This window comes from Zoogloea sp. (assembly GCF_028689785.1).
GTDB lineage: Bacteria > Pseudomonadota > Gammaproteobacteria > Burkholderiales > Rhodocyclaceae > Zoogloea.
This window is the reverse complement of the sequence record NZ_JAQVCN010000010.1, coordinates 24,914-45,881: the sequence shown is the minus strand read 5'-3', so window position 1 is coordinate 45,881 and position 20,968 is coordinate 24,914. Positions and strand designations below refer to the sequence as shown.

The 20,968-nt window shown below is 65.7% G+C and carries 23 protein-coding genes; 9 read left to right on the top strand and 14 right to left on the bottom strand.

The annotated features are described in order from the left end of the window. Position 1: 1 nt before the first annotated feature. Genes PHI64_RS07110 through PHI64_RS07095 form a run of 4 tightly spaced genes read right to left on the bottom strand, consistent with a single transcriptional unit; the run spans position 2 to position 3,184 of the window. A complete protein-coding gene (locus PHI64_RS07110) occupies positions 2–853 on the bottom strand; it encodes a class I SAM-dependent methyltransferase (protein ID WP_299880762.1) in 852 nt (283 codons plus the stop codon). Continuing rightward, entirely contained in the window at positions 850–1,422 is a 573-nt protein-coding gene (locus PHI64_RS07105) for a YqiA/YcfP family alpha/beta fold hydrolase (protein ID WP_299880759.1), read from the bottom strand. The genes PHI64_RS07110 and PHI64_RS07105 overlap by 4 nt, the downstream gene beginning before the upstream one ends. Beyond that, on the bottom strand, positions 1,419–2,375 hold the full coding sequence (locus PHI64_RS07100; RefSeq protein WP_299880756.1) for a hypothetical protein: 957 nt from the start codon (positions 2,373–2,375) through the stop codon (positions 1,419–1,421). Before PHI64_RS07100 ends, PHI64_RS07105 begins: the two co-directional genes overlap by 4 nt. After that, positions 2,360–3,184 (bottom strand): undecaprenyl-diphosphate phosphatase, encoded by an 825-nt coding sequence (locus PHI64_RS07095; protein WP_299880753.1) that lies wholly within the window; start codon positions 3,182–3,184, stop codon positions 2,360–2,362. The genes PHI64_RS07100 and PHI64_RS07095 overlap by 16 nt, the downstream gene beginning before the upstream one ends. 189 nt (positions 3,185–3,373) lie before the next feature. Here PHI64_RS07095 and PHI64_RS07090 point away from each other — a divergent pair, with 189 nt between their 5' ends. Then, entirely contained in the window at positions 3,374–4,597 is a 1,224-nt protein-coding gene (locus PHI64_RS07090; protein ID WP_299880750.1) for an HD-GYP domain-containing protein, read from the top strand. Positions 4,598–4,629: 32 nt separating this feature from the next. Here PHI64_RS07090 and PHI64_RS07085 read toward each other — a convergent pair whose 3' ends face one another. Next, complete coding sequence (locus PHI64_RS07085; protein ID WP_299880747.1) at positions 4,630–4,869, bottom strand: DUF2789 domain-containing protein; 240 nt, start codon at positions 4,867–4,869, stop codon at positions 4,630–4,632. A gap of 137 nt (positions 4,870–5,006) precedes the next feature. Between PHI64_RS07085 and PHI64_RS07080 the strand changes: the two genes are divergently transcribed. Together PHI64_RS07080 and PHI64_RS07075 are read left to right on the top strand one after the other, a co-directional pair. Then, on the top strand, positions 5,007–5,573 hold the full coding sequence (locus tag PHI64_RS07080) for a DUF3365 domain-containing protein (RefSeq protein ID WP_299880744.1): 567 nt from the start codon (positions 5,007–5,009) through the stop codon (positions 5,571–5,573). A gap of 124 nt (positions 5,574–5,697) precedes the next feature. Beyond that, positions 5,698–6,165, top strand: a complete 468-nt coding sequence (locus PHI64_RS07075) for a cytochrome c (protein WP_299880741.1) — start codon at positions 5,698–5,700, stop codon at positions 6,163–6,165. An 82-nt stretch (positions 6,166–6,247) separates the two neighbouring features. Here the strand turns inward: PHI64_RS07075 and PHI64_RS07070 are convergent, their stop codons facing one another. After that, complete coding sequence (locus PHI64_RS07070) at positions 6,248–6,937, bottom strand: cytochrome b/b6 domain-containing protein (RefSeq protein ID WP_299880737.1); 690 nt, start codon at positions 6,935–6,937, stop codon at positions 6,248–6,250. A gap of 119 nt (positions 6,938–7,056) precedes the next feature. On the opposite strand from PHI64_RS07070, the gene PHI64_RS07065 reads away from it, so the two are divergent. Further along, positions 7,057–7,410, top strand: coding sequence for a hypothetical protein (locus tag PHI64_RS07065; protein ID WP_299880734.1), 354 nt, complete (start codon positions 7,057–7,059; stop codon positions 7,408–7,410). Here PHI64_RS07065 and PHI64_RS07060 read toward each other — a convergent pair. The 5 genes from PHI64_RS07060 to PHI64_RS07040 are packed head-to-tail and all read right to left on the bottom strand — an operon-like array spanning position 7,392 to position 13,773. After that, positions 7,392–7,961 carry a hypothetical protein gene (locus PHI64_RS07060; RefSeq protein WP_299880731.1) on the bottom strand — a complete coding sequence of 190 codons (570 nt, stop codon included), beginning with the start codon at positions 7,959–7,961 and terminating at the stop codon, positions 7,392–7,394. The two genes, PHI64_RS07065 and PHI64_RS07060, sit on opposite strands and share 19 nt — an antisense overlap. A gap of 41 nt (positions 7,962–8,002) precedes the next feature. Beyond that, on the bottom strand, positions 8,003–9,271 hold the full coding sequence (locus PHI64_RS07055; protein ID WP_299880728.1) for a TolC family protein: 1,269 nt from the start codon (positions 9,269–9,271) through the stop codon (positions 8,003–8,005). Then, the gene (locus PHI64_RS07050) at positions 9,271–9,591 is read right to left on the bottom strand and encodes a DUF3240 family protein (protein ID WP_299880725.1); all 321 of its coding nucleotides are present in this window, start codon (positions 9,589–9,591) and stop codon (positions 9,271–9,273) included. Before PHI64_RS07050 ends, PHI64_RS07055 begins: the two co-directional genes overlap by 1 nt. Further along, entirely contained in the window at positions 9,588–12,674 is a 3,087-nt protein-coding gene (locus tag PHI64_RS07045) for a CusA/CzcA family heavy metal efflux RND transporter (RefSeq protein WP_299880722.1), read from the bottom strand. The genes PHI64_RS07050 and PHI64_RS07045 overlap by 4 nt, the downstream gene beginning before the upstream one ends. A gap of 4 nt (positions 12,675–12,678) precedes the next feature. Further along, complete coding sequence (locus PHI64_RS07040; RefSeq protein ID WP_299880719.1) at positions 12,679–13,773, bottom strand: efflux RND transporter periplasmic adaptor subunit; 1,095 nt, start codon at positions 13,771–13,773, stop codon at positions 12,679–12,681. 159 nt (positions 13,774–13,932) lie between these two features. Here PHI64_RS07040 and PHI64_RS07035 point away from each other — a divergent pair, with 159 nt between their 5' ends. Both PHI64_RS07035 and PHI64_RS07030 read left to right on the top strand, forming a co-directional pair. Further along, on the top strand, positions 13,933–14,598 hold the full coding sequence (locus PHI64_RS07035; RefSeq protein ID WP_299880716.1) for a response regulator: 666 nt from the start codon (positions 13,933–13,935) through the stop codon (positions 14,596–14,598). Continuing rightward, positions 14,595–16,022, top strand: coding sequence for an ATP-binding protein (locus PHI64_RS07030; RefSeq protein ID WP_299880713.1), 1,428 nt, complete (start codon positions 14,595–14,597; stop codon positions 16,020–16,022). Before PHI64_RS07035 ends, PHI64_RS07030 begins: the two co-directional genes overlap by 4 nt. A gap of 49 nt (positions 16,023–16,071) precedes the next feature. Here the strand turns inward: PHI64_RS07030 and PHI64_RS07025 are convergent, their stop codons facing one another. After that, a complete protein-coding gene (locus tag PHI64_RS07025; RefSeq protein ID WP_296564001.1) occupies positions 16,072–16,515 on the bottom strand; it encodes a CBS domain-containing protein in 444 nt (147 codons plus the stop codon). A gap of 474 nt (positions 16,516–16,989) precedes the next feature. Here PHI64_RS07025 and PHI64_RS07020 point away from each other — a divergent pair, with 474 nt between their 5' ends. The 3 genes from PHI64_RS07020 (at position 16,990) to PHI64_RS07010 (ending at position 19,147) form a co-directional block, all read left to right on the top strand. Continuing rightward, on the top strand, positions 16,990–17,667 hold the full coding sequence (locus PHI64_RS07020) for a response regulator transcription factor (protein ID WP_299880706.1): 678 nt from the start codon (positions 16,990–16,992) through the stop codon (positions 17,665–17,667). Positions 17,668–17,882: 215 nt separating this feature from the next. Beyond that, positions 17,883–18,509, top strand: coding sequence for a response regulator transcription factor (locus PHI64_RS07015; protein ID WP_299880702.1), 627 nt, complete (start codon positions 17,883–17,885; stop codon positions 18,507–18,509). Between the two features lie 161 nt (positions 18,510–18,670). Beyond that, entirely contained in the window at positions 18,671–19,147 is a 477-nt protein-coding gene (locus tag PHI64_RS07010) for a hypothetical protein (protein ID WP_299880699.1), read from the top strand. A 30-nt stretch (positions 19,148–19,177) separates the two neighbouring features. Here PHI64_RS07010 and panC read toward each other — a convergent pair whose 3' ends face one another. Both panC and panB read right to left on the bottom strand, forming a co-directional pair. Then, positions 19,178–20,002 carry a pantoate--beta-alanine ligase gene (panC, locus tag PHI64_RS07005; protein ID WP_299880697.1) on the bottom strand — a complete coding sequence of 275 codons (825 nt, stop codon included), beginning with the start codon at positions 20,000–20,002 and terminating at the stop codon, positions 19,178–19,180. A 10-nt stretch (positions 20,003–20,012) separates the two neighbouring features. Then, positions 20,013–20,831, bottom strand: a complete 819-nt coding sequence (gene panB / locus PHI64_RS07000) for a 3-methyl-2-oxobutanoate hydroxymethyltransferase (RefSeq protein WP_299880694.1) — start codon at positions 20,829–20,831, stop codon at positions 20,013–20,015. Positions 20,832–20,968 lie beyond the last annotated feature (137 nt).

Genomic DNA, 20,968 nt, shown 5'->3' with positions numbered 1-20,968 from the left:
TTCAGGCGCGCTGCCCGGTGGCGATCAGCACGCTGCCGGCCACGGCGTAGCTGTCCCCGTCCCGGTGGGGGGCGAGTTCCGTGGCTACCTCGTCACGCAGCCGGGTCTGGATTGCCTCGGGGAGCCGCGACAGGGCTTCCGCCGCACCCCCGGCCAGGTCCAGGAAGGCCTGCCAGTAGTCGTCGGCGCAGGCAAACCGGCAGGTGAAGGCGTGGGGCGCGAACTCAATCCGGCTGAAGCCTGCTGCCTGAAGCAGGGGCTCCAGAGCCTCGGTCGTGCCCAGGCGGAACACCGACGGGCGCGGTACCTTGGGGGCCGGCAGCAGCCGGGCGATGCAGTCCTGGGCGCGGGCGATCAGTGGCACGTCATCTCTGGGGCTCCACACCGAAAGGGCGATGCGCCCGCCCGGCCGGAGCACCCGGTGCAGCTCGGTCAGGGCTTTGCCCGGATCGGGAAAGATGAACAGGCCCAGGCCGAGCAGGGCGACATCGAAGCTGCCGTCGGCAAAGGCCAGGTGTTCTGCGTCACACGCGGTGGCAAGGAGATCGGGCAAGCCTTCCAGGGTGGCACGCCGCAGCCCCTCTGCGAGCATGGTTTCGGCGATGTCGCTGGCCAGCACCCAACCGTCGGGCAATACCCGGTGGGCTGCGTCACGGGCCAGCAGGCCGGGGCCTGCAGCCAGATCCAGGACATGCTCACCGGGGGCCAGCATGGCAGCGTCGAGGAGCGCGGCTTGCAGGGTGGCCCGCAGGGGCGCGCCATCGGCATAGCGGGAGGCGATACGGTTGAAGCCGCTGCGCTCCAGGGCCTTGAAGCGACGGGCGTCGAAGCCCGAGGGAGTCTGGGTCGTCATTCGGGCAGAAGTCCAGCGAACTGAAGGAGGGGGTCGAGGTAGTCGTCCCAGCGGGTGAAACTGTGGTCACCGCCATCCAGCACACTTTGCCGGCAGCCTGCATAACGGGCTACCGCGTGGCGGTAGTCGAGCACCTCGTCACCGGTCTCGACCATCAGCCAGTAGCGTTCGGGCAGGGTGATGGCCGGGACTTCGATGGCCTGTAGCTCGGCGATGTGGGTGGGGGTGAATTCGAAGGCCTCCCCGGTGTACATATGGGTCTGGGTGCCCAGGTAGGCCGACAGGGACAGGGGCGCGATCACCGCCGGATTGACCAGTACCGCCCTGAGCCCATGCTTTTCGGCCAGATGGGTGGCGTAATAGCCGCCGAGTGAGCTGCCGACCACGGTGGGCGGGGTGTGGCAGCGGGCGATTTGGGCTTCCGCAAGGGCGATGGCGTCCCGGGCAGAGACGGGGAGCTGGCCGCACCACAGGGCTTCGCCCAGGCCGTGGGCGGCCATGCGTGCCCCCAGACTGCGGGCTTTCCAGGATTCGGGGCCGGAACGAAAGCCGTGGAGGTAGATGATCATTTGGTCTCGAAGCGGTCTTCAGGCCTCAGTTGGCCGGGAAAGGTGGTGCTCAGCCAGTGGCGGGCATCGACGTCGCCGGCCAGGTGGGCGCGCCAGAAGGCGCTGCTGGCGGCCAGCAGATTGTCTTTGAAAGCCGGTGCTTCGCGGCGGACAGGGAAGACCGTGCCTTCGGCCTGGCTGGCCTGCCCGGCAAAGTCCAGGTGGGTGCCATGGGCAAAGACCAGCAAGGTCTTGTCGCCAGGCGGCATGTGGCGGAAGGGCAGTTCGCGATTGGCGGCAGTGATGTCGGACAGGCCCATGCCATCGTCGCGGCTGCCGGTGATGCTCAGGAAGGGCAGGTGGATCTGCCCGAAGCGGTGGGCCAGCCCCGGGCCTTTGTCGGCATGGCGGGCCGATGGGCTCAGGGCCAGGACTGCGGTTACGCGGGGGTCGAGGGGGTGCGCCGGTTGTTCGGGACGGCGTTCGCCCGCCAGCAGTTGGACGGTGACTGCACCGAAGGAGTGCCCGCACAGACCTATTCTCTGTACTGCGTTGAGGGCGTCGGGGAAGCTCCTCTCCCGGCCGATGCGCTTGAGCACGAAGCGCAGGTCGTCAGCGCGGCAACTCAGCTCATCGGGGTTCATGGCCAGGCGGAATGCCTGGCGCAGGGCCAGGGGGGAGTTGTTGCGGAGCAGGCTGATGTCACTGCCGGGGTGCTGTACGGCGATTGCGGCAAAGCGGCGTCCGGCCCAATGGGACAACCATGCGCTGCCGCTCTCGCGACAGCCACCGAGTCCGTGGGAGAAGAGGATCAGGCCGGCTGGGGCAGTGTCGGGCAGGTAGAGCTTGAGGGGCAGGCTGCGGGCCCGCCGGCTGTCATGGAGGTTGGTGAACCGGACGCGGTAGGGCGTCGGGGACGACGGCCCGGAGCCGGTCCGGGCCGTCACGGGCGCAGGACTCAGTGGGCCGTCCATTCCACCAGGCCGAAGTGCCAGGTGACCAGCACCACGATACCGAAGGCGATGCGGTACCAGGCGAAGGGCACGAAGTCGTGGTTGGAGATGTAGCGCAGCAGCCAGCGCACGCACAGGAAAGCGGAGGCAAAGGCCGAGAGGAAGCCCACCACCCACATGCCCAGATCGTCCATGCTCAGCAAGGCGCGTTCTTTGTAGAGCTGATAAACGGTCGCCATGCCGAGGGTGGGGATGGCCAGGAAGAAGGAGAACTCGGTGGCGGCGTGGCGCGAGAAGCCGAAAAGCATGCCGCCGATGATGGTCGAGCCGGAACGCGAGGTGCCGGGGATCAGCGCCACCGCCTGGGCGATGCCCATCTTGAGGGCGTCCAGCGGGCTCATCTCGTCCACGCTGTGGATGCGGATGCTGTGCTGCCGGCGTTCGGCCCACAAGATCACGAAGGCGCCGAGGATGAAGGCCGTGGCCACCGGGATGGGGGCAAACAGCGAAGCCTTGATGGCCTTGCCGAAGATCAGCCCCAGGATGGCCAGGGGCAGGAAGGCGATGAACAGGTTGAGCACCAGGCGGTTGGCCTCCGGTTGTCGGCCCAGGCCGGAGAAGGTCCGGATCACTCGCTCACGGTATTCCCACACCACGGCGAGAATGGCCCCTGATTGAATCACGATCTCGAACAGCTTGCCCCGGTCATCGTTGAAGTTGAGCAGGTCGCCGGCCAGGATCAGGTGTCCGGTGCTGGAAATCGGCAGAAATTCGGTCAGGCCTTCGACCACGCCGAGAATCAGCGCTTTCAGAAGCAGGATAATGTCCATGAACTATTGAATGTGCAGTGCGGAAAGAGTTCGCATTATAGCGGTTGCGTATCGTGTACTTTTGCACGGGTATGACACACTCCGCACCGAAACGGGCTCAAGCCCGGCGGCTGAGGGCCGTTACAGACCCGTTAAGGAAAACAGGTGGCCTTGAGCCGTGCCGCTTCTCTCCCCACAGTGTCCCGTTCCATGCTTAAGAAAATTCCAGTGACCCGGCTTCGGCCCGGCATGTTTATCCAGGAGCTTTGTGGCGACTGGATGTCTCATCCATTCTGGCGCGCCCAGTTTGTGCTGAAGGGTGACGGCGACTTGCGCCGCATTGTCGAGGCGGGTATCCAGCACGTTTATATCGACACAAAGCGTGGCCTCGATGATGTGGAGGCTGTGGCGGCAGACCAGGTTCAAGCCGCGGTCGAGCAGGAGATCGTCAAGGCCATGTCTGCGCCCCAGGAGCAGATCGTCCGCGTCTCTGTGCGGGAAGAACTGGCCAGGGCGAAGCGCGTCCATGAGCAGGCCCACAAGGTGGTGCGCACCATGATGAGTGACGTACGCCTGGGCAAGGCCGTGTCTCTTGATGACGCCGAGCCCGTGGTGGAGGCAATCACCGGGTCGGTGCTGCGCAATGGCGGGGCGCTGATGGGCCTGATCGGCATCAAGAACAAGGACGACTACACGTTTCTGCACTCCGTCAGCGTGTGCACCCTGATGATCGCCTTCGGGCGCTCCCTCGGCATCGATGGGGACGAGCTGCGCCAGGGGGGTATCGGCGGTCTGCTCCACGATATCGGCAAAATGAAGGTGCCGGATGAGGTGCTCAACAAGCCCGGGCGTCTCACCGACGCGGAGTTTGAATTGATCAAGCAGCACCCCGGCGATGGGCATGCGGTGCTGCTGGAAACCCCTGGTATCGGTGCCATTCCCCTTGATATCACCCGCCATCACCACGAACGGCTGGACGGCACTGGCTACCCGGACAGGCTGGCGGGCGATGCTATCTCCACTATGGCGCGCATGGCGGCTATCGTGGATGTCTATGACGCGATCACTGCCGACCGCTGCTATCACAAAGGCATGCCGGCCGCGGAGGCCCTGCGCAAGATGTGGGAGTGGAGCACCAATCACTTTGACCAGAAGCTGCTCCAGGCCTTCATGCGCTGTGTAGGTATCTACCCCGTGGGCAGCCTGGTGCGGCTGGAGTCCGGCCGCCTGGGGGTGGTGATAGAGCAGAACGAAGGCAGTCTGCTGACTCCGAAGCTGCGGGTGTTCTTCAGCACCAAATCCAATGGCTACATCAAGCCCGAACTCCTTGATCTGGGCCGCAAGCTCGGAAACGGCGGGGGAGATCGCATTGTCTCTGCCGAAGCCCCGGACAAGTGGGGCGTCGACCCCCAGCGCTTCCTGCTTGCAGACTGAACATCCGTTCCCTTCGCCTGCCGGGTGGCCGTTCAGGCCCGGTGGCGCAGGCGGGCGTCGAGAGTATCGATGACGGCGCTCCAGTCAGCGTCCTCGTCGAGTTCGGTTTTCAGAAAGTGGGCCTGGGCGGGTGTCCAGAATGGCGCATCGGCCAGCCGGAGCTCAGGGGGCAGGGGCGAGTGGGTGTCGATGAAGGCGTCGATGGCGGCTGTTTCGCTGGGCAGGCCGAGCTGGGCGAACAAGTTGGCGATGCTGTGGGTCTGGGATTCCATGGTGTGCTCCTCGCGGTTGGGGTTCCTATTGGTCTTTCTGCCAGTGATTTGGTTGCACGGTGTCCCGTCTGAAATCTGAATGGCAAGCTTGAGCGGATATCCTGTATATTAGAGTTTTCTAATTAAAGGACGCGCTCATGCTACGTATTGCTCTTGTGACTGCTGCGCTGGTGGCCGGCTCAGCCCACGCCCAGGACGTGGAAACCCTGAAATTGGATACCCGCAAGAATGCCCTGCCGGTGTTGCCGAAGGTGGTTGCGATGATGCAGGAGACGGTCGCCAGCCAGGGCGTGGTCAAAGCCATCCCGGTGTGCAAGGAAAAGGCGCCGCAGCTGCTCAAGGAGCAGTCGGAAAAAACTGGCTGGAAGATGTCCCGGGTCAGCTTGAAGACCCGTAATCCCGAGCGGGGCACGCCCGACACCTGGGAAGCACGTCAGCTTGCCGATTTCAATATTCGCGCCGCCGCCGGAGAGAAGATCGAGAGCCTGGAAACGGGTGAGATCGTCACCGAGAACGGCAAGCCGATGTTCCGCTACATGCGTGCCATCCCCGTTGGTGACGTGTGCCTCAAGTGTCATGGTGCGGCAGAGCAGATCGAGGCCGGGCTGAAGAGCGAACTGGCCCGTAATTATCCCCTCGACCGGGCCTTCGGCTATGAAAAAGGTCAGATCCGCGGTGCCCTGACGGTCTGGCGCCCGCTCTGATTTCACCCTGTTGTGGGGGCGGTTTTTCCCAGCGTTATGGAATAATCCGCCCGGCGGCTGCGCCCGGCTCTGCTAGAGCACCGGCCAGGCCGTTTCTCGATTTCAATCACACCGGAGTGAATTCATGCAGATCAAACAAGCGCTTTTTGCCGCCCTGATTTTGGGCCTTGGTACCGGGGCCAGCGCCCAGGTCAAGCCGGAAGATCAGATCAAGTTCCGCAAGGCGGGTTATTCCTTCATGTCGTGGAACATGGGCAAGATCAAGGCCCAGACCATCGACAACCCCTCCAGTTTCAACAAGGACCAGGTGCTGGCTGCAGCTAACCTGATCGCCGCCACTGCCAACTCTGGCATGGGCGCCCTCTTTGGCGCAGCTACCGATAAGGATGTCGGCAGCCAGAAGACCCGGGTCAAGCCCGAGTTCTTCCAGCAGCAGGACGAGGTCCGCAAGTTGGCCGTCTCGTTCGTGAAGGAAGCCAACGAGCTGCAGAAGGTGGCAGCCACCGGGGACGTGGCAGCGATCAAGGTGCAGTTCGGCAAGACGGGAGAATCTTGCAAGGCCTGTCACGACAAGTTCCGCAAGGACGAATAAGCAATACGGCGCAGCCTCTCTCCTGCTGCCCGAGTCCCGCTGCTCGCACCGCAGCCTGCTCGCGGGCCCGCAGTGGTCTGCCCTACCAGGCCGGTGCTGCAGCCGGCTCGGGGGGCGGTGGGGGCTGCCAGGCACCGCTGGCCGCAAAGCCCGTGCCTACCCCGATGCCGATGGCAAGGATCAGCGCCGCGATGCCACCCCCTTGGGCCTGCGCCAGGCCGTCAGGATTTGCGACAGCCTTGCGACCGGTGATCATGGGGCGCACCAGGTTGTCCCGGTGCACCCGCAGATAGAACACAATGGCGCCCAGGTGGGTGAGCACCAGCAACAGGATCAGCCAGAAGCCCTTGCGGTGCAGGCCACTCAGCCAGTCGCTGGTGTCCTTGGAAACCAGGGCGTACAGGGGCCCCTGAAAGGCGATGTCGTCGTTGCCGAAGAGCCCGCCCGCAGTCTGTAGCCCCAGGGCTGTCAGCATGCCGAGCACAGACAGGGCGCCCAGCGGGTTGTGCCCCAGCCCGCGCCATTCGCCGCGCAGGTAGGCGAGGATCGCTCCGGGGCCGCGTACGAAGCTCGCAAAGCGGGCGTGGGTGGACCCCACCAGGCCCCAGGCCAGACGAAAACCGAGCAGGCCGGCGATCAGGATGCCCAGCCGGCCGTGCCAGATCATCAGATTGCCACCGATCTGTCCACTGATCATTGCTCCGGTCACGGCCAGCGCAAGCATCCAGTGAAATAGTCGCAGGGGCAGATCCCAGATCCGGATTTCATGCATCACGTGCTCCTTGAACGATAGTGCGCCGGATTCTGACATGTGCGCCAGGCAAAAGCATTCAGGACGTCACACACTTCCGTATCATGCTGACGACACATTATTTGATGATGAGGTGATTCTTGAAAACCCTGCCAATCCGGCTCTCCGCCTTTGCGCTGTTGACCATCCTGAGTACTGCTGCCGCGGCTTGCGGACCTCACCACGACGACTGGACCGGCAGCGACAAGGCTGCCCACTTCGGGGTGTCCCTGGCGCTCGGTGTCGGGGCCTCGCGCCTGTCCGACGATACCTGGACGGCGGTCGGCCTGGCCCTGGTGCCTGGCGTGGCCAAGGAGTTCTATGACAGTACGCGGGACTGCAACCGGTTCTCGTGGAAGGACATGGCCTGGAATGCCGCCGGTGCCTACGTGGGTGTGCGCACCGGCAATTGGCTCCTCGGCCCGTCCGGGGTGAGTTATCGCGTGGCCTTCTGAGCCTCGCTCCGGGCCGGGGCAGGGCTGCCCCAGGCGGCCCGCACCCGGCCCAGGGTGGCTTGCAGGATCCGGGCGTCGTTGCTGGCCCGGTGCCGGGGCAGGCACAGATCGGCCTGCACCTGCAGCCGGGTGGCATGCCAGTGTTCGGCCTGGGCTTCGTTGAGCAGGGTGCGGATGTCTTCCAGGCGGAAGGCCTGGGGGCACTCGGCGGCATCGAAGAGCCGGCTCAGCCAGGTGAAGTCGTGGTACCAGGAGTCGCAGTAAACCGTCATCCCCCGCAGCCGTGCGTTGAGCTCGCGGGCCGCCTCGGCGGCCGTCCGGCCATTTCTCAGCAGGGTCTCCCGGCTCACCAGATGCACCTCTTCGGCGCTGGTGTCCCAGTGGGTCCAGCGGGCTTCGGGGCGGATCAGGGTGCAGTAACTGCTGCCGTCGGATAACACCAGGCCGACCTCTATCGGATAGCTGGCGGCGCCGAAGCCCGAGGCCTCTACGTCGATGATGGGGGGCAGGGAGGCGGGCACGGGGCGTTCGACGCTTATGACGAACGACATTCTAGCGTGTCCGTGCTGCGCCGCCGCATCCGCGTTCCGCTTCAGGGTTCCCCATGCCCGGGGTGCTCGTCCTCGTCCACCGCCCACAGCTGGTGAGCGTCGAGCAGGAGCCGGTAGCGGGCCTCGCTGGCTTCCAGTCTGGCGAGCTGGGCGGCCAGGCGTGCCTCATGGGCAAGCCGGCGGGCGGCCAGGGTATCTGCCAGCGTGCCTTCACCCAGTTGCCAGGCGCGCTCCATCAGGTCCGCGCTGCCTGCCAGGGCTTCGGCAGCGGACTGTTGACTGTGCCAGCCGGCGCGGGCCGATACGGCGCGTTGATACTGGGCCGCGGCTTCGGCTTCCACCCGGCGGCGCACGGCGGCTTCCCGGTGGGCGCTGGCTCGGGCGTCGGCGAGGGCTGCGTCGCTGTCGGCACGGCGGCCTTCGCCCGGCAGGGGAATGCTCAGGCTCACCCCCAGCAGGCGCTCCTCGCCGCTTCTTTCGCGGGCCATGCGCACGCCAATGCTCGGGTCGGGGCGGCGCTCTGCCTCGCTGCGGCTGGCACCGATGCGGACCCGGGCACTCTCCGCCCGGGCCAGGCCGAGTTCATGATTGTGCTGGAGTATGGCCTCCACCCACGCGTCGGTGCCGCCATCCAGCGCGGCCGGAGCAATCTCCGGCACAGCGCCGGGCAGGCTCAGGGCCGGGTAGTGGCGGCGCAGGCGCTCTGCGGCAACCCGCGCCCGGCCTTCGGCCTGGGCCAGCTGGGCGCTGGCCTGGGCGAGGGCAGCGTCGGCCTGCAGGCGCTCCAGGCGCGGCGCGTCGCCAAGTTCGACGCGGCGCCTGACCACCTGGGCCTGGCGCGTCAGGCTGTCTCGCTGCTGCTGCCATTGGGTAGCGGCGGCTTGTTCCCGCAGCCATTCAAACCAGCTTGCCAGCAGGCCACGGCCTGCCTCATGGAGGGCATCCCCGCGACCGATCCGTGCCACGTTGACGCCGGCAGCGCCCAGCTGGACATCCAGATCGCGCTTGCCGGGCAGGCGCAGAGCCCGCTCCAGGCCTACATCCCATTCGGTGTAACGCCCTTGAGGTGTGGTGCGGACGCGGCGGCTCTGCTCGCCGAGGCTCAGGGTCCATTCGTGGGCGCCCGCTGCCAGGCGTCGGGCGCGGGCTTCCTGGGCTTCGATGTTTTCGCCAGCGGCGTCCACCAGAGGGCTGCCGCGCAGGGCTGCCAGGGCCTGGGATTCAGGCGGCAGGTCGGGGGCTGAGGCGGCCGCGCCAGCCTGGGCGAGGGCGGGCAGGCTGAGGGCGAACAGGGCAAGGAGGCGGCGCATCAGGAAAGTCTCCCGCTGGCGAGGGCCGGCACCATCCAGAAGAACACCCGGCTCGAAGCGAATTCTCGGCGCAGGATGTCCAGTAGCTGGTCGGCACTTGCCTGGGGCACCACCAGCTGCACCCGGCAGCAGGCGGCGCGGCCACGGACATGTTCGGCTGTGCCGATGAAGGTGACCCGCTGGCCCTGGCCCTCGACCCGCTGGGAGGTGAAGCCGGGGGCCAGCTCCGGGTGTTCGAGCAGGGTTTCGAGCAGGGCGTCTTCCACTTCTATGGGGAACACCAGGGTCAGCACGATGCCGGCGTCGGTGGCAGGGTTCATGGTGCATGCACCTCGGGAGCTGTGGGGGTGACGCCGAAGCGCCGGTAGAGGAGCGGCAGCAGGAGCAGGGTCAGGGCGGTGGCGCTGACCAGACCGCCGATCACCACGATGGCCAGTGGGCGTTGCACTTCGGAGCCCGGGCCGGTGGCGAAGAGCAGCGGCACCAGGCCGAGGGCGGCGATGCTGGCGGTCATCAGCACCGGACGCAAGCGTCGTCGGGCGCCTTCCACCACCACCTCGTCGATGGGCATGCCTCGGGCCAGAAGCTGGTTGAAGTAGGTCAGCATGACTACGCCATTCAGTACCGCGATGCCCAGCAGGGCGATGAAGCCTACCGACGCCGGTACCGACAGGTATTCACCAGACAGGGCCAGCGCGAAGATGCCGCCGACCATGGCGAAGGGCACCATGGCCAGGACCAGCAGAGCCTGGCGTACCGAGCCGAAGGTGGAGAAGAGCAACACGAAGATCAGGCCGAGGGCGATCGGCACCACAATGCCGAGGCGGGCCGCGGCACGCTGCTGGTTTTCAAACTGGCCACCCCAGGCGAGCCGGTAGCCGGGCGGCAGCGGCACCTTGGCAGCTACCGCGGCGCGGGCTTCATCGACGAAGCCGACCAGATCACGGCCACGCACGTTGGACTGGATCACCGAGTAACGCTGGGCGTTCTCCCGGTCCACCTTCACCGGGCCATCCACCCGTTCGATGCTCGCTACGCTGCCCAAGGGCAGGCTTTGCCCATCGGGTGCCGTGATACGCACTGCGGCGAAGGCCTCCGGATCCTGGTGCAGGCTGGTCGGGCCGCGGATCAGCAGGGGAACCCGGCGGCTGGCCTCGATGACGGTGCCAGCCAGACGGCCTTCGAGGAGGCTGCGCAGAGTGTTCTGGATGTCTTCCACATTGAGCCCGAAGCGGCCGGCAGCCAGGCGGTCGACTCGAATCTTCAGGTACTGCACGCCTTCGTTGCGGATGGTGAGGGTGTCTTCGGCGCCGGGAACGCCCTTCACCACGGCTTCGATCTCGCTGGCCAGACGGTTCAGGGTGGGGAGGTCTGGCCCGTAGAGCTTGATCGCCAGGTCTCCGCGCACCCCGGTGAGCATCTCCGAGACCCGCATGTCGATGGGTTGGGTGAAGGTGAGGGCGATGCCGGGGAAGTTCTCCATGACCCCGCGCAGCTGATCCGCCAGCCACTCCTTGTCGGGTTGGCGCCATTCGTCCCGGGGCTTGAGAACCATGAAGGTGTCGGTCTGGTTGAGACCCATGGGGTCGAGACCAAGCTCGTCGGAGCCGCCGCGGGCCACGATGGACCGCACCTCGGGCACAGCCTTCAGGATTGCCTGCTGCACTTTCAGATCGGTGGCGATGGCCTGGGCCAGACTGATGGAGGGGAGCTTCTCCAACTGCATGATGATGTCGCCCTCGTCCATAGTGGGCATGAAGGTCTTGCCCAGAGCCAGGTAGGCGACGGCCGCGGCCACCAGTGAAGCCCCGGCGAAGGCGCCCACCAGACGCCCCCGGGCCAGGGCCATGTGGAGCAGGGGCATGTAGCCAGCCTGCAGCTTGCGTACCAGCCAGGGCTCGTGGGCCTCGCCCCGCTTCAGCAGGAAAGAGGCCAGCACCGGCACCACGGTGAGGGACAGGATCAGCGAGGCCGACAGGGCGAACACGATGGTCAGGGCCACCGGGCCAAAGAGCTTGCCCTCCAGCCCTTCCAGGGTCAGCAGAGGCAGGAAGACGATGATGATGATGAGAATGCCCGACGCGACCGGCGCAGCGACCTCCCGGGTGGTCCGGAAGATCAGGTGGAGCAATGGCTGGCGGGCGGCTGCACCGTTGGCCGATAGCTGGGTCTCGATGTTCTCGACCACCACCACGGCAGCATCCACCAGCATGCCGATGGCGATGGCCAGGCCGCCCAGGCTCATCAGGTTGGCCGACAGTCCCACGCCACGCATGGCGATGAAGGTGGCCAGGGCGGCGAGGGGCAGCATCAGCGCCACAACCACGGCGGCCCGCAGATTGCCCAGGAAGGCCAGGAGCAGTACCAGCACCAGCACGATGGCCTCGACCAGGGCCTTGGAAACGGTATGGATAGCCCGCCCGACCAGTTCGCTGCGATCGTAGAAGACCTCGATCCTGACCCCCTGGGGCAGTGCCGAGGTGAGTTCTGCGAGGCGCGCCTTGACGCCGTTCACGACCTTGCCGGCGTTGGCACCCCGCAGGCCGAGGACCAGGCCCTGCACCGCCTCCCCGGCGCCGTCGCGGGTGACGGCGCCGTAGCGGGTCAGTCCGCCGGTCCGGACCTCGGCCACATCGCCGACGCGGACCACGCCGCCCGCACTCTTCCCCAGCACGATGGCGCGCACGTCGTCGAGAGTCAGAATCGCACCTTCGGCGCGTACCAGCAGGGTCTCTTCGCCCTCGTTGAGGCGCCCCGCGCCGTCATTGCGGTTGTTGCTCTCCAGAGCGGCCTGCAGCTGAGCCAGGCTCAGGCCGCGGGCTGCCAGGGCCGCAGGGTCGGGGACAATCTCGAAGCTGCGTACTTCTCCGCCCAGGCTATTTACGTCGGCAACGCCGGCCACCGTGCGCAGGGCCGGCCGGATCGTCCAGTCGAGCAGGCTGCGTTTCTCTTCCAGGGACAGGGGGCCTTCGATGGTGAACATGAACATCTCGCCCAGCGGTGTGGTGATCGGGGCGAGTCCGCCAGTGGCGCCAGGAGGCAGTTTGTCCATGACGCCGGCGAGGCGCTCGCCGACTTGCTGGCGTGCCCAGTAGATGTCGGTGCCGTCGTCAAAGTCGAGGGTCACGTCAGCCAGTGCGTACTTGGAGGTGGAGCGCAGAAGGCGCTGATGCGGAATGCCCAGCATCTCCTGTTCGATGGGCACGGTGATGCGTGCTTCGACTTCCTCCGGCGTCATGCCGGGCGCCTTGATGATGAGCTTGACCTGGGTGGTGGAGACGTCAGGAAAGGCGTCCACCGGGAGGCCGTTCCAGGCGACGACACCCGCGCCGATCAGCAGCAGGGTGGCGACGGCGACCAGCAGGCGCTGGGTGAGGGAGAATTCGATGAGGCGGGAGAGCACGGGCTTACTCCTTTCCGATGCCCAGCCAGTTGGCTTTCAGCGCGGCCACCCCGCCGGTCACGATCACCGCGTTGCCGGGGAGCCCGGTGACGATGGCTGAGTCGCCTACCCGGCCCTCGACGAGTATTGGCATGGCCCGATAGCCGGTGGCGTTGCCGTCCCGGCTGACCACGAAAACCCATTGCCGGTCCAGGCGACGCAGTACTGCGGCCATGGGCACGCGGGCGCTGCCGGTGCCCGATGCTGCGGCGGGCAATTCCAGGTCTACGGTGGCAGCCTGCCCGGGGCGCAGGTTCTGGGCCCCCCGGGTGATCAGACCACGCAACAGCACACTCTGGTTGGCTGGGTCCACCGCCCGGCCGACGGCCACCAGCTCGCCACTGGCACCCGCTGCAGGAATGCGCAGTGCCGTGCCGACCCGTGCCTGGCTGGCCACAGAGAGGGGAGCCTGGATTTCCACGGACAGCGGATCGAGTCGGGCGATGCGATAAAGGGGGGCGGACTGTTCGACCCGCTGGCCGACACTGACATGCTGCTCAAGCACGTTGCCGGCGATGGGGGCTACCAGGCTGAGGGTGTGGCCGCCGCTGTGTTGGGCCAGGGTCAGCTCCTGGCGGCGTTCGGCGGCCTGGGCTGCGGCCTGGGCGGCGTTGGCCCGGCTGGCCTGGAGGCGGGATTCGGCGATCAAGCCCTCCCGATAGAGCTGTTCGTCCCGCTGCAGGCTCTGGCGGGCGAGGGTTGCCTGGGCGTCGGCCTGGAGGCGGTCGCGTTGTAGTTCGAGAGCCTGCGGGCTGCTGATGCGCACCAGCACCTGGCCCTTGCCCACATTGAGGCCGGGGGCGGTTTCGAGCTGCTCGATGACGCCGGCCAGTGGTGCGGCAATCACTCTTTGCTGGGCGTTGGGAATGCTTATTGTGGCAGGCAGGCCGGTTGCCGCAGCGCTGCCGGCGGCTTCCAGCGGACGGGTGGTGATGCCCAGCGCCGCGCTTTGGGCCGGTGTCAGGGCAATGAAATTTGCGCCGGATTCGGCGGCGACCGGGCGGACGCCAGCGGTGATCAGAGCGGCGAGGAGCGAGAGGGTGGGTAGGCCGGCAAGCATTGGGGTAGGCAGGACGGAGATTGGGATAGCCTCATTTTGCGGCGGCGGCCTTAAGGCAAGCTTAAGCCTGGTTGCGGGCAGTCTTAAGCTTTGATTAAGACGCCGGGAGGAGCATGCTCTGCCCGCTTGTCGGGGGGATATCAGCGGAGGAAGGACTGAATGCGGGTTTTGCTGGTGGAGGATGACCGAATGCTGGGCGACGGTGTGCAGGCGGGGCTGGCTGCCGCGGGTTTCGTCGTCGACTGGGTGCGCGATGGCGAGGCAGCACTGGCTGCGCTGGCGGGGGAGGGCTTTGCCGCTGTCCTTCTCGACCTTGGGCTGCCCCGGCGGGATGGCTTGTCGGTGCTGGGCAGCCTGCGCAGTGCCGGCAACGCCGTACCGGTGATGATCCTTACTGCCCGGGACCAGATATCCGACAAGGTGCGGGGTCTTGATCTGGGCGCTGACGACTACATGGTTAAACCCTTCGATCTTGACGAGCTGGCGGCGCGCCTGCGTGCCCTGGTGCGCCGTGCCAGCGGGCGAGCCGACGCCTGCTTGCGTCACGGTGAGCTGGTCATCGATCCGGCGGCCCGCACCGTGATGCTGCGCGGTGAGGCGGTGAGCCTGACCAGTCGGGAGTTCGACCTGTTGCGGGTATTGCTCGATGCTGCCGGACGGGTGCTGACGCGGCGGGTGCTGGAGGAGCAGCTGTATGCGTGGGGCGATGCCGTGGAAAGCAATGCGCTGGAGGTCCACATCCACCATCTGCGCCGCAAGCTGGGGAGCGATCTGATCCGGACGGTGCGCGGGGTTGGTTACCTGATCGATGAGGCGGCACGATGAGTGGGGTGCGGCAAGTCTATTCCCTGCGTCGCCGCTTGGTGGGCCTGTTGATTGCGGTGGTCGCCGTGTTGTGGAGCCTGTCGGCCATGGTGGCCTTCCGTACCGCCCACGGTGAGGCGGATGAGCTTTTCGATGCTCAACTTGTACAGGTGGCGGAAACCCTGCTGGCTATTGTTGCGGCGGGGGAGCCCGAGCACGTGGCTCATGAAATGGCCGAGCACCAGCATGACTACCAGTTGCCGGTGGCTTTCCAGGCCTGGCAGCGCGAGGAAACGGGCGAGGGCTGGCGCCTGCTGGTGCGCTCGGCGGAAATGCCGGATGTGCCGGCAACGCGGGGGCCGGGCTTTGACGAGCACGATCAGCAGGGGGAGCTGTGGCGCTTCTATACCGTGGATCATGACCACAGCCGTTACCGGGTGATCGTCGGCCAGAACCATGGGGCCCGCTACCGGCTGGCTGGTGAGATTGCGCTGCACCTGCTTGCTCCCATCCTGATTGGTCTGCCCCTCATTGCCCTGGGGATCTGGGTGGTGGTGGGGCGGGCGCTGCGTCCGGTGGATGCGGTGGCCGCCGCGCTAGGGGGGCTGAGCCCCAGCCATCTGACTCCGGTGCAGATCAAGGGCCCCGTTCCGGCCGAGATCGCGCCGCTGGTGAGTTCCCTGGATGCGCTGGTGCAGCGCCTCGGAGAGGCCCTCGACAATGAGCGCCGCTTCACTGCGGATGCTGCCCACGAACTGCGCACGCCCCTGGCCGCCCTCAAGGTTCAGGCCCAGGTGGCGCATCGGGCCGCCGATGCAGGCGTGCGCGGGCATGCGTTGGCGCAGGTGCTCTCCGGGGTCGACCGGATGACGCATCTTGTCGAGCAGCTGCTCACCCTGGCCCGCCTGGATCCCGACGCGGCTCTTGCGGACGGGCCAAGGGTGGATATGGTTGAACTTTCACGCAGCATCTGTTCCGCCCTGGCACCTCAGGCCTTGCGTCGTCAGCAGAGCCTGTCGCTGGATGCCCAGGGGATGCTGCAGGTGCTTGGCAACCGTTGGTGGCTGGAGGTCTTGCTGCGCAATCTGGTGGATAACGCGTTGCGCTATACCCCTGAAGGCGGGGCAGTGCATGTGACGGTGGATGTCGAGGGTCGCCGCCTGAAGGTAGCGGACGACGGACCGGGCATTGAGCCGGCCCTGCGGGACAAGATGCTGACGCGCTTTGCCAGGGGCAGTGACGAGGATGCGGAGGGCTGCGGTCTGGGCCTGTCCATCGTTGCCCGCATTGTGCGCATTCTTGGTGCGCGCCTGAGCTTTGGGCCAGGCCTGGTGCGCAAGGACGGCGGTGAGGGGTTGGCAATAGTGGTGGTGTTTCCCGCCGCTGCCGAGTCGTCAGGCGAAGGGCGGGAGCCGCAACAGGAGCCTGGTGATGCGTCTACGTGAGCCCGGCCACGGCAGCGTGGCGCGGGGAAGCACTGTGTTCGCCGGGATATCAGGTGGTCATGCCACCCGCAATGTAGCCTGAGAGCTGGTCGATGGTCGCCTGTTGCTGCTCCATCACCGATTTGACTGCATCACCGATACTGACGATACCCGCCAGCTGACCCTGGGCAACGACCGGCAGGTGGCGGATGTGGTTGTTGGTCATGATGGCCATACAGTCATCAATGGTGTGGCTGGGGGAAACCGTGAGGACGTTCTGGGTCATCAGGTCGCCGACCAACGTGTCCTTGGAAGCCAGGCCCTTGAGTACGACCTTGCGGGCGTAATCGCGCTCGGTGAAGATCCCCACGAGGCGCTGACCCTCGGTGACCAGCACTGCACTGACGTTGCGCTCGGCCATCAGTTTGAGCGCTTCGAGCACGGTCGTGGCGGGAGTGACCGAATGGGTGGAGCCGCCTTTGTTCTGAAGAATCTGCTGAACCGTTGCTGCCATTGTCTACCCTCCTTATTGTTGGTTTCGATGCGCCGGAGGGCCTGCAGGCTCCGGCTGCTCAGAGCATATAGCTTGGAGCCAAGTTAGCCGGAGCGCAAGGGGCGGCGGGCCTTTTTTGCCTGTTACAGGAGCCCCTCCAGCCCGCTGCCGCGCTGTCAGCGGCTGTCTGCCCATGCCCGTCCGCCCGCATCGCTGGCGTTGCGCTTTCTGCGCTTCGCAGCGGGGCTTGAGAGGGAGGGCAGGGCGGGGTGAGGCCCGCAATTGCAATCATTTGTCAGTGCCCGTTTTAGGCTCTGTGCTTCCCCTAACATCTCGACTCGAATTCCCGTGCGCATTGGAGCCTTCTGCCTGCCGGCATCGCGGCCAGGGGAGGGTGGGTTCGAGGGATTTTGGGAAAGGGCATCCATCCGTAGGGCCCGAGCATGGACGGGGCTGCAGGTGGGAGGCGGTGTGAGGGATCTTCCCGTAATTCTGGTGAAACGCGATCCGGCGGTCTGTGGAGAGCTCGCCGAGTACCTGGGTCAGGCTGGCTTTCGAGTGCGCTGGGCCACGTCCATAGCCCAGGCTGAGTTGCTGGTGTTCGAGCCGGTGGGCTTGGTGGTGGTGGATGCACGTTTGCCGGACGGCGACGGGCTGGTCTTCGGGCGGCGTCTGCGCAGCTATACCGGTTGCGGCGTGATCCTGTGCGTTGCTGAAGCCGACAAGGCATTGCGCATCACCGGTCTCCGGGAAGGCGCAGATGCCTGTCTGGTGCATCCCGTCGATCCGGAAGAGCTTGAGGCGACGTTGATCAGCGTGCATCGCTGCCTGCACTCGCCGGCACCCAGGCCTGTTCCCTGCCCGGTGCCGAGCCCGTGGGTACTGGATCGGGAGGCGCATCTGCTGCGCGCACCCAACGGACAGAGCATGGTCATCAACCTGCCGGAGCGGTGTCTGCTGCATGCCCTGTTCGGCGATGCTGAGCGCCGGGCGAGTCGGGGCGATCTGGTGGCCGAGCTGGCGGCGGAGACGTCGGGCTACACCGAGGCGCGGCTGGAGGCGTTGGTCAGCCGGCTGCGGGCCAAGGTTGCGGCGAAATGCGGCATGAAGCTGCCGCTGGTGTCCAGCTACGGTCATGGCTATCGCTTCAACGGCTACGTCCGGATGCTTTAGCCGGTCAGGATTGGTCAGCATTTTCCTTCCATGCCGTTGATCGCTAAAATATTTGTTCGGCATTATGGTGTCGGTCGATGAGGAGGTAAAACTGAATGCGCTTGGCGCTGTTGCATGCCGAGTATGGACAGATTGGGGGTCTTGGGAGTGCGCTTGAGGGGGCAGGGCACCACGTTCATCACTACACCGATCCCCGTGTCCTTATACGAGAGGCCATGCGGGAGAGTTTCGATCTCTTCCTGCTCGACTGGGTCGGGGTTGATGCCGGTGGGGTGTTGCGGGAGTTGCGCAGCGGGTCGGACACCGAGTGCTCTGTTATTTTCTTCAATTGCCAAGACGACGAAGGGGAGCTCGCGGAAGCACTGGGCAGTGGTGCCGATGATTTCATCGTTGGCCCGGTCAGTATCCGGGAGATAGTGGCTCGGGTGGGGGCGATCCTGCGCCGACGCAATCCCTGTTATTTCGGCAGCACCAATTTCCTCGATATGCCACCGTACCGTTTCGACGTGGTCACCAAGGGCATCCTCGTCAGGGGGGCTCCCGTGGCCCTGACCGACAAGGAGTTCGAGTTGGCGCTGTTTCTGTTCCGCAACCTGGGGCGTACCCTGTCTCGCGGGCATCTGCTTGAAGCGGTGTGGGGAAGCGCGCTGCTGGCTGTGTCCCGGACGGTGGATACCCATGTCAGCCGGATCCGCAAGAAGCTTGGCCTGCGCCCCGAGGCGGGTTTTCGTCTCAGTGCGGCCTATGGCAATGGCTATCGTCTTGAGCGCATCGTCGACAACTGGAGTGCCGATATGCCGGAGCGGCGGGGGGCCGTGTCGGATGCGCGGAGCATGACCTGACAGGCGGCGGTATGCCAGATCCGTGATTCATTTCGCGTAGACGACGATTATTTACATCGGAACGCCCGGGATTTGCATCTCGGTGTGAATTAGTCGCCAGTGCGGCTGGCGTCGGGGCCTCTACCCTTCGGGCATCAGTACACGTTGCACGGAGCCCGATCATGGATGCCCATCTGTTTGCTGCCCTTGGCCTGCTGGCCCTCGGGATGATTGCCTGGCAGGCCTGGCGCGAGCGTGCCGTGGAGCTGCGGCGCATTCCCTCTGACTGGCAGTTGTCCATTGACCGTATCGCCCGGGGGCAGGCTCAAGGGCATCATCGCCAGGTGCGCGACAGCGTGCTGCAAGCCTGCCTGCGGCTGCAGCAGTACCCCAGAAAGTCCCACGTCGTGCCCCATGTGCGAGTGCGTCTGGCTGCGCTGCTGCAGCGCGATCCCCTCTATCCAGAGCTTGTCCGGGCGATTCGGGCGGCCTGCGCGTCGGGGGCGGAGATCAGCGAGACGAGCCTGTGCGTGAGCAGCAATCTGCTGCTTGAGGATGTTCGCCAGTGCATGGCCTTGGCCGAGCTCTTTGGCCAGATCGAACGACATGAACGTCACGGCGAGCTGATGATCGCCGCGGGTCTCCATCCTAGCGCCTGATTTTCCCGGCCAGCAGAGGGTTTGCGACCCTCAGATTTCCAGATTGTCGATGAGGCGGGTGTTACCCAGCCTTGCTGCCCCGAGTACGACCAGCGAAGCATCGCCCTGGGGGGCCTGCAGGTCGCTGCGCTGGCGGATGGCAATGTAGTCCGGCTGCCAGCCGTGGGCGGCGAGTTCGGCCGTGGCCTCGGTTTCGAGGCGCAAAAAATCACGCTCGCCGGCGCCGACCCTGCGCTGAATCATTGCCAGTTGGCGGTGCAGTCGCGGTGCCTCTGCGCGTTCGGCGGCACTCAGGTAGCCGTTGCGGGACGACAGGGCGAGGCCGTCGTCGGCGCGGATGGTTTCGCCCGCCACCACTTCGATGGGCAGGGCCAGTTCGCGGACCATGTTCTTCAGCACCATCAGTTGCTGGTAGTCCTTCTTGCCGAACAGCGCTACGTCAGGCTGAACGATGTTGAAGAGCTTCAGCACTACCGTGGCCACCCCGCCAAAGTGGCCGGGGCGAACTGCGCCTTCGAGGATATTCACATGGGCCGGGTCGGGCTCCACGTGGTAGCGCTGGGGGCTGGGGTACATCTCTCTTTCATCCGGGGCGAACAGGAAGTCCACTCCAGCGTCGTTCAGCCGCGCGCTGTCATTCTCGAAGGTGCGGGGATATTTGTCGAAATCTTCCTTCGGACCGAACTGCAGGCGATTGACGAAGATGCTCGCCACCACCACGTCGGCGTGGGCGCGGGCCTGGCGCATCAGGGCGATGTGACCGTCGTGGAGGTTGCCCATGGTGGGCACGAACGCGACGCGACCGGCGCCGGAAAGGGCTGTACGCAGTTCGGCAATGCGGGGATGGATCTGCATGGTCGGGGTATCAGTAGCTGTGTTCGGGGCCAGGGAAGCGACCTTCCCTGACGTCGGCGACGTAACGGGAGACGGCATCGTCCAAGCTGGCGGCGCCTTCCATGAAGTTGCGGGCAAAGCGCGGGCGTTTTCCGGGGAAAACACCGATCAGGTCATGGAGCACCAGCACCTGGCCGTGGCAATCGACCCCGGCACCGATGCCGATCGTGGCCATGGAGCTCAGGCTGGTGGTGACATCGGCGGCCAGGCTGGCCGGTACCATTTCCATGACGATCAGCGCCGCACCAGCCTGTTCCAGGGCCAGGGCGTCGGTCTTGAGGATGGCTGCTCCCGCATCACTGCGGCCCTGGACGCGATAGCCGCCTAGCTGGTGCACCGATTGGGGGGTCAGGCCGATGTGGGCACACACGGGCACGCCACGCTCGACAAGGAAACGCACCGTCTCGGCCATGAAGGCGCCGCCTTCGAGCTTGACCATCTGGGCGCCGGCTGCCATCAGGCGGGCGGCATTGCGCATGGCCTGCTCCGGGCTCTCGGCATAGCTGCCGAAGGGCATGTCGGTGACGATCAGCGGCCGGGCGCTGCCCCGGGCCACGCACTCGGTGTGGTAAACCATGTGCTCCATGCTGACCGGCAGGGTAGTCTTCTGGCCCTGCAGAACATTGCCCAGGGAGTCGCCGACCAGGATCACGTCCACACCGCAGCGCTCCAGCAGCGCGGCGAAGCTGGCGTCGTAGCCGGTGAGCATGACGATCTTGCGCCCTTCGGCGCGCATCTTGCCCAACTCGAACAGGGTGACGGGTTTGCTGTTTTCTTGTAGGTAGCTCATTGCTGTTCCTCCTCGCGGCGGCAGTTAACCCCATTCTTGTGCGTGGCACAAGGGGACTTCAAAGGCGGAAGTGGGAAAGGCTTCAGGTTCATCTTGCAGCCAGCTGCTCTGCCGACGTGGTCGCGGCCAGGGCTCGA